General features: G+C 39.0%; 12 protein-coding genes and 1 tRNA gene. 8 read left to right on the top strand and 5 right to left on the bottom strand.

Features of this window, described 5'->3' with window-relative positions; all coding sequences use genetic code 11:
* Positions 1-247: 247 nt before the first annotated feature.
* From B2V92_RS04050 to B2V92_RS04030, 5 genes are all read right to left on the bottom strand, one after another.
* Positions 248-874, bottom strand: a complete 627-nt coding sequence (locus B2V92_RS04050; RefSeq protein WP_293304970.1) for a carbonic anhydrase — start codon at positions 872-874, stop codon at positions 248-250.
* A 52-nt stretch (positions 875-926) separates the two neighbouring features.
* Entirely contained in the window at positions 927-1,436 is a 510-nt protein-coding gene (locus B2V92_RS04045; RefSeq protein ID WP_293304969.1) for a flavodoxin family protein, read from the bottom strand.
* 54 nt (positions 1,437-1,490) lie between these two features.
* A complete protein-coding gene (locus B2V92_RS04040) occupies positions 1,491-2,141 on the bottom strand; it encodes a hypothetical protein (protein WP_293304968.1) in 651 nt (216 codons plus the stop codon).
* A 214-nt stretch (positions 2,142-2,355) separates the two neighbouring features.
* Positions 2,356-2,964: a hypothetical protein gene (locus B2V92_RS04035; protein ID WP_293304967.1), complete on the bottom strand. Its 609-nt coding sequence runs from the start codon at positions 2,962-2,964 to the stop codon at positions 2,356-2,358.
* A gap of 323 nt (positions 2,965-3,287) precedes the next feature.
* Positions 3,288-3,932: a Crp/Fnr family transcriptional regulator gene (locus B2V92_RS04030; protein WP_293304966.1), complete on the bottom strand. Its 645-nt coding sequence runs from the start codon at positions 3,930-3,932 to the stop codon at positions 3,288-3,290.
* A gap of 78 nt (positions 3,933-4,010) precedes the next feature.
* Between B2V92_RS04030 and B2V92_RS04025 the strand changes: the two genes are divergently transcribed.
* The 8 genes from B2V92_RS04025 to kaiB all read left to right on the top strand — a co-directional run bounded on the left by B2V92_RS04025 (position 4,011) and on the right by kaiB (position 13,385).
* On the top strand, positions 4,011-4,706 hold the full coding sequence (locus tag B2V92_RS04025) for an HAD family hydrolase (RefSeq protein ID WP_293304965.1): 696 nt from the start codon (positions 4,011-4,013) through the stop codon (positions 4,704-4,706).
* Complete coding sequence (locus tag B2V92_RS04020; protein ID WP_293304963.1) at positions 4,703-5,347, top strand: chloramphenicol acetyltransferase; 645 nt, start codon at positions 4,703-4,705, stop codon at positions 5,345-5,347. Before B2V92_RS04025 ends, B2V92_RS04020 begins: the two co-directional genes overlap by 4 nt.
* A gap of 70 nt (positions 5,348-5,417) precedes the next feature.
* A complete protein-coding gene (locus B2V92_RS04015) occupies positions 5,418-5,624 on the top strand; it encodes a hypothetical protein (RefSeq protein ID WP_293304962.1) in 207 nt (68 codons plus the stop codon).
* A gap of 126 nt (positions 5,625-5,750) precedes the next feature.
* A tRNA-Ala gene (locus tag B2V92_RS04010) sits at positions 5,751-5,824 on the top strand.
* A 604-nt stretch (positions 5,825-6,428) separates the two neighbouring features.
* The gene (locus tag B2V92_RS04005) at positions 6,429-9,572 is read left to right on the top strand and encodes a SusC/RagA family TonB-linked outer membrane protein (protein WP_293304961.1); all 3,144 of its coding nucleotides are present in this window, start codon (positions 6,429-6,431) and stop codon (positions 9,570-9,572) included.
* A gap of 47 nt (positions 9,573-9,619) precedes the next feature.
* Positions 9,620-11,089 carry a SusD/RagB family nutrient-binding outer membrane lipoprotein gene (locus B2V92_RS04000; protein WP_293304960.1) on the top strand — a complete coding sequence of 490 codons (1,470 nt, stop codon included), beginning with the start codon at positions 9,620-9,622 and terminating at the stop codon, positions 11,087-11,089.
* A 257-nt stretch (positions 11,090-11,346) separates the two neighbouring features.
* Positions 11,347-13,098 (top strand): circadian clock protein KaiC, encoded by a 1,752-nt coding sequence (gene kaiC, locus B2V92_RS03995; protein ID WP_293304958.1) that lies wholly within the window; start codon positions 11,347-11,349, stop codon positions 13,096-13,098.
* Positions 13,098-13,385, top strand: coding sequence for a circadian clock protein KaiB (gene kaiB, locus B2V92_RS03990; protein WP_293304956.1), 288 nt, complete (start codon positions 13,098-13,100; stop codon positions 13,383-13,385). Before kaiC ends, kaiB begins: the two co-directional genes overlap by 1 nt.
* Positions 13,386-13,387 lie beyond the last annotated feature (2 nt).

Raw genomic sequence — 13,387 nt, 5'->3', positions numbered from 1 at the left:
CTGCTAACGCTCGTTTCTAACGCTCGTTGAATAATTTATCGTTTACAAACGATAGAATCGTTTAGCTACTTATGCACTCGTTTGGAAACGAGCGCAAGCGTTTTTCTATTTTAAATCCATATAGTCCTCGTTTGTAACGAGGATTTTCGAGAGGTGCATTTATAATGCACAAATAGAAGGAAATATATGTAGCGATAAAATCGCTTTTCTTATTCATCCTCGTTACAAACGAGGATGATAGCCATACTTAATAAAGATTATAAATCTCCTTAATGTCTTTCAAAATCTTTTCGAAATCGATTTTAAGATCGATTAATCTTCCCGTATGGATATCGAAAACCCAGCCATGTACCGTTATTCCGCGGTTGGTAATGGCTTCCTGCACCGCTGCGGTTTTTAACAGGTTTACACACTGTTCCTGCACGTTCAGTTCTACCAATCGGTTATAACGTGCGCCTTCATCCTCAATCGCATTTAATTCATCTTTATGGATGCGGTAAACATCGCGGATGTTCCTTAACCAAGGGTTTAATATACCCATATCTGCAGGCTGCATCGCGGCTTTAACACCTCCGCAGTTGTAGTGACCGCACACTACGATATGGTTCACTTTTAAGTGGCGTACCGCGTAATTTAAAACCGTCATTACGTTTAAATCTACGTTATTTACCAGGTTGGCTACATTACGATGTACAAAAGCCTGTCCGGGTTGTATGCCCATTAAATCTTCTGCCGTAACGCGGCTATCCGAACATCCAATGTATAAAAACTCCGGACTCTGTCCTTTCGATAATTCGGTAAAGTAGTTGGGATCGATAGCCAATTTTTCGGCGATCCATTTTTCATTGTTCTTAAAAACGTCTTCTACATTCATATTTTGTGTTATATATCGTTTTTGGATAGGGTGAATTATGGTAAGTTGTTGTTTATGCAGGTATAAAACTAAAAAAAGATTTTCTGATTTCGGCAAGCTCTTCATCAGTTACCGTCTCATCCGAATTAAAATAAACATGTCCCCGGTAATCCATTTCCATGTAATTGGCTGTCATATAAAAGGGTGTGATAAAGCCATCGGGCAGATCAGCATCTGTACCTACGGCAATTAATTGTACCGTTTTACCTTTCAGGTTTCTGCTCACTTCTTTATTTAGGGTTACCCAATCCGTTAAACGGTCGAAAAGGGTTTTCATTCTTCCGCTCATGGCATACCAATATACGGGAGTGGCAAAAATGAGGTGTTTATGGTAAAGGATTTCCTTTGCAAAAAAATCAAATCGATCTTCGGCAGGATATTGGTTTTCGTAGTTATAGGGAAGAAAATGATGCTCCAATAAATTCAATTGATTGAAAGCGATTTCTTCGGTGAGTTTGCCGATAAATTTCTGGGTATTTCCATTTAACCTCGCGCTTCCATTAATGATCAATATATCGGGCATGCCTGTATTTATTTGCTTAAATAACAAGTTTCGCCCTTAAATGTTTAACGGTTTTTACAGGTATTGCGGAAGGAAGCCCATAGTGAACATTACTAAAACAATAAAACCTGTGAATAGCAAAAAGGGTCTGATGGAGGTGATATCATTGCCATTTTTTAGTATCAGTTGTCGCACAAAATCAGAAATGAGGAGCAATAAGCACCCTAAAAAAATAAAAGCAAGGGCAATTCCGGTTCCGATGCCAAACATCCCGGCTTCTTTTCTGGTATGGAATATATTCGAGATATCCATCAGAATGAGTAAGTTCCAGATGACCACAACACCAATGGCAACAGGAATTTTAATGGGAAAACCAGCTTGTTGCTGTTGCAGGCTTATCTCCTGATCGATATAATCTGGAGTTGGAACAGTATTGTTCAGAAATCCGGTTTTGGCAATTTCTGTCATACGCTCTTCTGCATTCCCCAAAAAAGTAAAAACAATGTCTTTATTATATTTTTCTACGCGGTGGTTTATCCTGATCGAACTACCAATAATAGAGGTTATGGGTTGGATGGAAATAATATCCGAACGTTTAAATACGAATTTTCCTTTAATAGAGGCGTGGAGTTCGAGTTTAAACTCACTTACTTTTAAAGTGCCAAAGGGCCAGGTAGCTTTAAAGCCGCCGATTCGAACACCGCCTGTTTCTTCAAACTGATTCATTTATCAAGCAATTAATAACCGAATATATTCCATTCTTTTTAATTGTACGACATTAAATCAACGATATTTTTGCAAATATCAAGCGTTTAATAAAAGACCGTCATCTCAACCGAAGCACCGCGTAGTGGAGAAATCTATCTCGAGACAGATTTTTCGGCTGCGTTTTACCCCGCTCAAAATGACGGTAGTGATAAGGACTGTATCCTAATCGTTTTTAGCTGGCAACAGCTACTGCATTTTTGTTAATGTGGTTAGGTAGTTCTTCTAAAGTGTAAAGGTTAACCAAAGTTTCCCTCAATACGTTTTTAGCACTGTACCAAACATTTTCCTGGCTGAAATGGCAAACACCGTTGCCCAGTTCGGTAATAATTGCGCCGATTAATGTGGCAAAATGATTTTCGAAAACATCACCCGAATGGTATTTTATCGAAAAAACTTTATTGTAATTCTGTAACTGTGCTTCAATATCAGCACTTAATTTAATCGGTTTTGCAACCTTTCTTTTTTTCTTTTTAAACAGGCCAGTAAGCTTTTGAACGAAGCTTTGTTTAATAATTTTATCCTTAAAAAGTTTTTTCTTGTATTCTTTAAGGTCGAATGATTTAAGCGATACGCTAAAGTTAAGTTTTAGGTTGTTCTCGTTAAATATTTCCAAACTTGGTTTGTCCCATTTAAAAACTATGGGCAGGTTACCGTTGGGGTTTCTAAATGAAAATGATGAGTTTAAGTCCAGAACATTTTCGTGCTCGTTCAACCTTTTTAAAAGGGTTGGGATAAGGTCGTCCGTTAAGGAATTGGTGTAGATGTTAATGTAAGCACTCATGTTTAAGTTAAGATTAGTTAAAATCAATATAAATGGCGTTGAGTTTTTTGCTGTACGCCCCGTTTAATGATAATTAAGGATATCATGGTGTTGCAGCTTATGCTATTCCCAATAGCTGTTGCTGTTAGATACCTTTTAACTTGGAAATCTTAATCTGAATTGGCGGTTGTTGTTTTTCATTTGTATAATTATGGTTATTTGTGTGTCTGATTTTTAAAAATCTCGCTGCAGATTAATTTATGATGTAAACGGGTTAAAATACCGAAACGTTACAGCTGTTTTTTTAAAAATTTTTTAAGCAATAATTATACCATAATACTATTTTACGCTTTTAACCGTTCCAGAAGCTTTTTCATATTGCCCAGCTGTAGGATGTTTTTAAATTCGGGGGTATCAAAACCGCCTTTATCAATCAACTGCTTTAAGCTTCTGTTAAAGCTTCTTACCGAAATGCCCAGATAGGCAGCCATGTCTTCTTTTGAGATCGAAATGTGCTCATCGGCCTGGAGTTTTAACAGTTTTAAAAGTGCATATTCCAGTGTGTACAGCTGCTGGAACGATGCCCGTGTGCTGGTTTGTATAATCCGGGTAGACAGCTCCTGGAGTAAGATTGTAGTAAATTCGCTACTCTTGCTGATCAGTGAATGAAAAAGATGATCGGGGATGACGTAAGCAGTAACTTCACTAATTGCTCCAACGTTACACAAACAATCCATTTTTTTTAAGGCTTCCAGTTCGCCCACCACTTCGCCCTTGCCCAAAAATTCGATGATAAAATCCTTACCGTTTTCCTCAGAGATAAAACATTTGCTGATCCCATCTTTAATGACATAGATATTGCTGATTTTTTCGCCCTGCTCAATAAAGCGGTATCCTGCCTTAAAGCTTTTAAGTGTGATGTTTGCTTCGTGGTTTTCTGCAGAAAAACGTTCAATAAAATTTAGAAAGGTAAGGTTGGTGCGTAGCATATTCTATCGGTCGAGACAAATGTCCTTTTTTAGCCCTTTGGCTTGTGTTACTTTTGTGGCACTAAAGTAAGCATAACCATGAAAAATACGATTACCGTAATTGCTTTTGATGCCGACGATACCCTTTGGGTAAATGAACCTTATTTCCGCGAAACAGAAGAGCAGTTTGCAAGTCTATTGGAAGACTTTATGCCCCGTCACAGTATTATGGCCGAGCTGTATAAAACAGAAATGGCCAATTTACCGCTTTATGGTTATGGCATTAAAGGTTTTATGCTCAGTATGCTGGAAACTTCGCTTAAAATTACATCGGCGAAAATTGACCCTATAATTGTAGAAAAAATACTCGATCTGGGGAAAGAAATGCTCAATAAACCGGTCGAATTGCTCGAAGGTGTGGAAGAAGTACTAAAAGCTTTACACGGAAAATACCGTTTAGTGGTAGCAACCAAAGGCGATTTGCTTGATCAACAGCGTAAACTTACCAAATCGGGGCTAGATCATTATTTCCATCACATCGAAATTATGAGCGATAAACAGGAAAAGGATTACCAAAAGCTGATCAGACACCTGGATTGCAGACCGGAAGAATTTTTAATGCTGGGGAATTCCTTAAAATCAGATGTACTGCCGGTATTGAACATTGGTGGGCATGCGGTGCATATCCCATTCCATACCACCTGGGTGCACGAAAGCATCGATCACACCATCGAGCATGCTAACTTTTATGAGATGGAAAGCCTGGCAGAAGTTTTGCCAAAATTAATAGAATGAAAGAAAAAATAGATATAAGTACCTGGATCAGAAAAGATCATTTTGAGTTTTTTAGCACCTTCGAAGAGCCTTTCTTTGGTGTAACCGTAGATGTAGATTGTACCGCTACCTACCATGAAGCAAAGGAGAACGGCGTTTCGTTTTTCCTGCTTTACCTCCACAAATCGCTAGCTGCGGCCAACCAGATAGAACCTTTTAGTTACCGTATTATTGATGGCGAAGTTTGGAAATATGATGTTGTAAATGCAGCTGCTACCATTAACCGGCCAAATGGTACTTTCGGTTTTGGTTATATGGATTTCCATGAGGATTTTGAAGAATTTAAAACCGAGGCCAATAAAGAAATCGAAAAGGTGCAGACTACCACTGGTTTAATCCCATCATCATCAGGCGAAAATGTGATCCATTATTCGGCGCTGCCCTGGTTAAATTTCACGTCCTTATCCCATGCCCGTAAGTACTCTTTTGCAGATAGCTGTCCGAAAATATCTTTTGGTAAAGTGCGGGATGAGAACGGAAGAAAAATAATGCCTGTTTCCATCCACGTAAACCATGCCCTGATGGATGGCTATAATGTTGCGCAATTTGTGGATGTTTATCAGAAATTACTGGACAGAAAAGAGGTTAACCATTATGTTTAACTAAAGCTTTAAGGAATAAAACCTAAAAAATATTTAATATCCGGTTAATATTAGGAATTTATTTTCGGCGATGTTTATAACTGCCGTTATTATTCCTTTCTATATTTTGGCCATCATAGCCATGTGTTACATGGATACTGTGTTTAAGGCTTTTATGTTTTTTGTGATGCTGCTCATCACTACGTTTGTGCTCTTTTTGTTCATCAATTATCCTTTACAATCGGCCATTGTGGTGATCTGTTTTATGGCAATGTTTGCTTTTAAACTAAAAGATTGATTAAAAAGATAAATTATCATTTGCAATCGAGAAAGTATTTGCTATTTTTGCAGCACAGGCCGGAAGCTTGTTTTCAATAATCTTATTTGCTCATTCAGAATTTGATTATTGAATATTTTAAAATCTGGGGGATTAGCTCATTTGGCTAGAGCGCTTCGCTGGCAGTGAAGAGGTGATCGGTTCGAATCCGATATTCTCCACTTAAACGTTCAATTAACTGGTAAATAGTTAGTTGAACGTTTTTTTTTGACATAGATTTTTCCAGAATTCAACAGGAGCAATACCTTTGCAGATATTGATACTCCTGAACTACCCAGACCTTTAGGGAGCTCCAAGAATTTTTCAGGAAAAGAAATGTAGTATTCGGATTTAACAGTTTGTTAGATAGTTTTTTTGCCGCCGGAAACAATGTTTGCCAGTGTAATTGATAAAATTTAGAATTCAATATTCTCCATTATATTAAAAAACCGATCTATTCGTTTAGATCGGTTTTTTGTTTTTGGGACACCGCATTAACAATCATATACAATCCTGACATCTAATTTTTACACGGATATTTAGTATTTGTTAACTTTTGTATTCCTCTCTCTATTTAAATAAGATAAATATACCTTTACTTATACGTGTTTTTTGTTTTTATGTTGTTGTTTTACAATGCGTTGCTTGTTTATTTGTCGTCCTGTGTGCTTATGTGCGCTTTTATTTACCGATAATATTTTGGATAAAAAAGTTTAGTATTTGTTTACTTTTGTTTACAAATATTGTTATGTTTGGTTTGAAAAAACCAAATAAAACTTTTGAAATATGATTTATTATCTATTAAAAATGCGAGCGGCACCCATTATTGCAATATGGTTGCTTGCAATTGGTGCAGTTTACGCACAAAGTACGGTTAGAGGAGCTATAACCGATGAAAGAAATTCGCCCTTACCCGGAACATCAGTAAAAATTAAGGGAAGTGTAACAGGGGTAATTACCGATAATGAAGGAAAATTTACTATTAGTGCCCCCAGCAGTTCCATCCTGGTAATTAGTTTTGTAGGCTTTAAAACAAAAGAAGTTAACATCGGAAAAGAAACAATACTTTCTATTATTCTCGATGCAGATCCAAATGCCTTAAATGAAGTGGTAGTTACTGCATTGGGTGTAAAAAAGGAAAAAAAAGCATTGGGTTATTCCGTGCAGGAGGTTAAAGGTAGCGATCTTGTAAAGGCCCGCGAGCCTAATGCCATTAGTTCTTTAACCGGAAAAGTGGCAGGTTTAACGGTGTCGCCAAGCCCTAACCTATTTGGCGATCCGGGTATCCAGTTACGTGGCCGTTCGGGGGTACTGATTGTGGTAGATAACGTAATAGTTAAATCAGACTCGTGGAACCTCAGTCCAGACGATATTGAAAGTTATTCTGTTCTTAAAGGTCCAAATGCTGCAGCACTTTATGGTGCATTGGGGATTAACGGAGCTATTGTGATCACCACAAAAAAAGGTTCGAAAAATAAGAGGGGGTTTGCTGTTGATTTTAATTCGAGCACCCAGCTCCAAACCGGATACAATGCTATCCCAAAATTCCAGTCAGAATATGGCGCAGGCGACGGCTTTAAATATGCTTTTAAAGATGGTTTGGGAAGCGGTGTAAATGATTCGGATTATTTTATCTGGGGGCCACGGTTCGAGGGGCAGCCCATTACACAATACAATAGTCCTAAAGATCCTGTAACAGGTGTTTTAATACCTTTACCCTGGCTGGCGAGGGGAAAAGATAATCTTGAAAATTTTTTAAGGAAGGGTTTGCTCAGTACAAATAATATTGCCATTTCTGCCAATAATGATAAAGGGGATATCCGCTTTTCCATGTCGCAGACTTATCAGAAAGGTACGGTACCGAACTCGCAGATTGCCTCCACAAATTTTAATGTTAACGGAGGACTTAATGTAGGCACAAAACTTCGGTTCGAAACCAATATCAATTACAATAAGCAGTATACCAAAAACTATCCCACATTGGGCTATGGTCCGCAGAGTTTAATATATCTCCTCACGGTTTGGGGCGGAACAGATTACGATGTACGCGACCTCAGAAATTATTGGAAACCCGGTAAAGAAGGTATCGAGGTTTATAACCGCGAATATACCATTTATAATAATCCATGGTTGGTAGCCTATGAAAATCTTCGTGGTTACTATAAAAACGATCTTTATGGCTACTTCAAAATGGATTATACCATTACCGATAAGGTAAAATTCAGTTTAAGGACCAATGTGAGCACCTACGATCTGAACCGGGATACAAAATATCCTTATGGAGGAACTTTTTACGCGCCATATAATAAAGTAGGCGGTTACGAACAATCATATAACCAATTATGGGAGAATAATACAGAAGGTTCATTAAGTTATACCGATAAGTTTAAAAATTTTAATTTTAAAGGTGCCTTATTTGGTAATCTGCGTACAATATCTGCTAAGCAAATATCAGGCGCTACAAAAGGAGGATTAATTGTGCCGGGGATTTATACCTTATCCAATACCAAAGAGCCCAATTCTCCATCAAATGCCCAGGCTACCAAACAGGTGGCCAGTGCCTATGGCTTTGTAGATCTGGATTATAAAAATTATGTGTTTTTAAACCTTACAGGCCGTTTCGATCGGTCTTCAACACTTCCTAAAAAAAACAACACCTATTTCTATCCGTCGGCATCATTAAGTACAGTGTTTTCCGATATGTTCAGCTTACCAAAGGTAATATCCTTTCTTAAACTCCGTGGCTCTTATGCAAACGTGGCCGGCGATCTAGGCAATCCAAACGACCCCTATGATGTTTATAATCTTGTATCAGCTTATTCAGTTTACGGCACCCGATGGAACAACAACCCCGGGGTAGGCTATTCAGGTATTCTGTATAACCCGGATATCAAACCATCAAGGGTAAAAACGGTAGAGTTGGGGTTAGAAGCACGTTTTTTAAAGAACCGTATAGGCTTTGATATAGCGTATTTTAGAAATATAGAGGGCCCCGGAATTGTAAATGTTACGGCATCAAACAGTTCGGGCGTAAGTTCTACACAAAAAAATGCTTATACCTATAAACGCAAAGGATGGGAAATTACCCTGAATGCAAGCCCGGTTAGGGGAAATGATTTTTCATGGGATATTTTGGTCAACTGGTCTACCAATCACCGGTGGTTGACCGAAATAGATGGCGTATTAACCAGGGATGGAAATATCCGTTTGGGCGATCGTGCCGATGGATATTATATTACCGATTTTCAAAGAGATGGAAATGGAAATATGATTGTGGGAACGAACGGACTGCCGGCTTATAATCCCTATGCTTCAAAAATAGGCTACTCCGACAATAAATTTATTGCAGGTATAAATAATAGCTTTAAATATAAAGCATTTAGCATTTCTTTCCAGGTTGATGGCAGGTTTGGTGGTTTGATCAATAACTATCTTGATGGTTATCAGTGGAGCGCCGGAACGCATCCGGAATCGGCAAGCGAATACCGGTATTTAGATTGGAGCAACCGTGATAACGCTGCCTGGAAAGGTTCTGTGATGACCAATGGTTTAAAAATTGTTTCCGGACAGCTTAGTACCGATCAGGATGGGAAGGTGATTTCTGATACACGCGTTTTTGCCCCGAATAATGTACCTGTTTTATGGCAAACCTGGGCACGCAACTATTATCAGTCCGGCGATCAACTGGCAAGAAGCAGAACCTTTGTAAAACTCCGCGAAGTAGTGTTTACCTATAACCTGAGCACTAAACTGCTCGAAAAAACAAAGTTCCTTCAAAGTGCCAGCGTATCATTGGTTGGACGTAACCTGCTGTATTTTACCGGAAAGGGAACAAAGAATTTAGATCTTGATCAGTTTACGGGGAGCAATTCAGAGTTTCAGACCCCTTCTGTTAAAAGTTTCGGACTTAACCTCAATTTAACTTTTTAAGCAACGCAATTATGAAATATATGTATATGATATGCCTTATGGTAATAATGGCATACAGTGGCTGTAAAAAAATAGATGGGCTGCAGCAAAATCCGGCAGCTATTTACGAACCTAACCCGCAGTTACTATTAACAGGAATACTGCTCGATATGAGGGAAGGGCCCTGGGGAAGCGATCAGATCAATAATCAGTTTATGGTAATCAATGAGAGTTTTTATGGTAATCAGGCTTATACCTGGGGTGCATTGTCGTTTTCAGGATTCGATCAGCTCCGTAATATACAGCAGCTCGAAATAGAATCTGCGAAAAAAGGAGATGAAGGAAAACCTTATTTGGCACTGGCAAAATTTTTTAAAGCCTATTTTGCAATAGGTATGACCGAGCGATTTGGCGATATTCCATTTTCGCAGGCCCTGAAAGCACGTAGCGAAGGCATATTTCAACCAGAATATGATCTCCAGAAAGATGTTTATAAACAATGCCTCCAATTATTAGAAGATGCAAATACAGACATTGGTCCGTTGGTTACTGCTGGAAAAAGCATTAACGGAGATTTTTTTTACGCAGGTAAACTTGATAAATGGCAAAAACTGATTAATTCCTACCGTTTGCGCATACTCATCAGTTTAAGCAAACGTGCTGATGATACACCGGAACTTAATATTAAACAGCAATGTGCCTCGATCTTGAATAATCCTTCAAAATACCCATTGATATTGGTTAACGAAGATAATTTTCAGTTGGTTTACAACAGCACAACACGTGATAATAATTATCCGCTTTGGCCGGCCGATGGTGTAGTGGTTAAGCAGGATCTCCGGAATAATTTAGGCGATACCTATATCAAAATATTAACGGCAACAAAAGATCCCAGGGTGTTTGTAGTGGCCAACCCAACAGAATCTGCAAAAGCCTCCGGCGATCCGGATTATGCTAAAAAGTTTACCTCCTTTAGTGGTGGCCGCACCGGAGAATTGCAAACAACGCTTAAAAGCCAGGCTGTGGCCGGTAAACTGTCTACCATTAATTTCGATTACTGGGTGGCGTCCCCATCAGGTATTCCCTATGTTATGCTAGGTGGCTACGAAACGGAATTTTCTATCGCTGAAGCCATCAACAGGGGCTGGTTAAGTGGCGATGCTGGCGACCATTTAAAAAAGGGGGTTACTTTATCCATGAAATTTTATGGGATCAGCAATCAGGCTATTCTCGATTATTTTAATGTTGCCGGTAACGAATATGCAGGCAATAATGCCGCCGGACTGGAACAGTTATTAAGCCAAAAATATGTTGCTTTTTTCCAGAATTCGGGCAGACAGGCTTTCTATAATAACAGAAGGACCGGAATTCCAAAATTTGATATAGGCCCCGCAAATAGCAACAATAATCAGATTCCCGTGAGGTGGGCCTATCCAACAACCGAATACTCTACGAACGAGGTAAACTTAAAAAAATCATTGCAGCGCCAGTTTAACGGTTCCGATACCAGAAACGATGTAATGTGGCTTGTTAAATAAGTGATATTGATAAGGCAATATGCTTTTGCGTTATTGCTTATTGATGATAATAATTTAACCCATTATCCTAAAGGCCGATCCAGATTAATGGGTCGGCCTTTTTTACTCCGGAACAATATTTTTATGATATAATTTTTGATATAGGTCATGTATTATCGAAATAAGATGAAAAACCTTTTAAACCATTCCGTGTTTGTTTAAAGTGCCGCTTGTAAACCAACAGAATTTTGATAGCTTTATTTTTTTAATATACTTAAATGGCTAAAACGAAAAAACAGCCGGAGGCTTCAGCAATTGGGGCAATCTCTAAAACACTTACAGGAATTTCTGGACTTGATGAAATTACCCTCGGCGGACTACCAACAGGGCGCCCTACATTAATTTGTGGAGAGGCTGGATCAGGAAAAACACTTTTCTCAATAGAATTTATTGTTAAAGGCGCACTTGACTATAACGAACCCGGTGTATTTATGGCCTTTGAAGAAAAGGCCGATGAACTTAAAACCAATGTTGCATCGTTAGGTTTTGATCTTGATAAACTGGAAAAAGAGAAAAAAATACGCCTTGATTATGTACATATCGATCGTTCGGAAATAGAGGAAACCGGAGAATACGACCTTGAAGGTCTTTTTATACGTTTGGGCTATGCCATTGATAGCATCGGGGCAAAACGCGTGGTATTGGATACGATTGAAAACCTTTTCTCGGGCTTAAAGAACGAAGGTATTCTCCGTGCAGAAATTCGCAGGTTATTCCAGTTCCTTAAATCAAAAGGTGTTACTGCTGTAATTACCGGCGAACGTGGCGAAAAAAGCCTTACCCGGCAGGGATTGGAAGAATATGTATCCGACTGCGTAATTCTTTTAGACCATAGGATCATCAATCAAATATCTACCCGTAGGTTAAGGATTGTAAAGTACAGGGGCTCGGTTCATGGTACAAACGAATATCCGTTCTTAATTGATGATGAGGGAATTTCAGTATTACCGGTAACCTCATTAGAACTCAATAAAAAAGTTTCTTCAGATAGCATTTCATCAGGTGTACCTGCATTGGATAAGATGCTGGGTAATGCTGGCTTTTTTAGGGGAAGCAGTATCTTGGCCTCTGGTACAGCAGGAACGGGCAAAACCAGTATAGCGGCCAGTTTTGCCAATGCAACCTGCTTAAGAAATGAAAAATGTTTGTTTTTTGCTTTCGAGGAATCCCCAAAGCAGATTATCCGCAACATGCGTTCTATCGGCATGGATCTGCAAAAACATGTAGATAAGGGAAAGCTGGAGTTTTATGCCTCGAGGCCAACATTGTTTGGCTTAGAAATGCACCTGGTTGCCATCCATAAGGCCATACGTAAATTTAAACCAGATGTGGTTATTCTCGATCCCATTACCAACCTCATCACCATCGGATCGGTAAGTGAGGTGAAAACCATGTTGGTGCGTTTGATCGACTTTTTACAAACCGAACAGATTACCGTAATGTTTACCGCATTAACACTTAATAATATTGTTAATGAGCAAACTGATGAAGGTGTATCATCATTGGTTGATGCATGGTTATTGATCCGGGATATTGAAAACAACGGTGAACGGAACAGGGGCCTTTATATCATGAAATCGAGGGGGATGAAACATTCCAATCAGATCAGGGAATTTATCATTACCGATAAAGGATTAGATCTCGTTGACGTATTCCTTACTGAAGATGGCGTACTAACCGGTTCTGCCAGAGAGGCCAGGTTATTGCTTGAGCAAACAGGCGAAATTATCCACGAGCAGGCCATCAGCAGAAAAGACAGGGAACTTATCCGGAAACGGAAAGTGCTCGAATCAAAAATTGATAGCCTTCGGTCGGAGTATGAATCTGCAGAAGAAGAATTAAATAAAGTTTATGTAGAAGAAGCGTTGAAAAAGCAGATTATGGGCGATACTTTGTCAAAAATGACCGATCTGCGCCGTGCCAATGTATCAGCACAAGAAAAGTCTATATCAAAAAAAGGAAAAAAATAGTGGGTAAATTATATGAATTGCGGCTATATGTTGCAGGACGAACGTCGAAATCGGTAGTTGCTTTAGAAAACCTGAAGAGAATATGTGAAGAACATTTACAGGGAAAATACAGCATTGAAGTGATCGACCTTTTGGAAAAACCACAGCTTGCCGAGGGCGATCAGATCCTGGCCATTCCTACCCTGGTTAAAAAAGTGCCCGAACCTGTTCGGAAAATAATAGGCGATCTTTCCAATGTGGAAAAAGTATTGGTCGGACTTGATATCCGTCCAAGAATGACGGACTAAAC

The sequence above is a fragment of the Pedobacter sp. UBA5917 genome, assembly GCF_002432345.1.
Lineage (GTDB): Bacteria > Bacteroidota > Bacteroidia > Sphingobacteriales > Sphingobacteriaceae > Pedobacter.
This window is presented reverse-complemented; position numbering and strand designations above follow the sequence as displayed.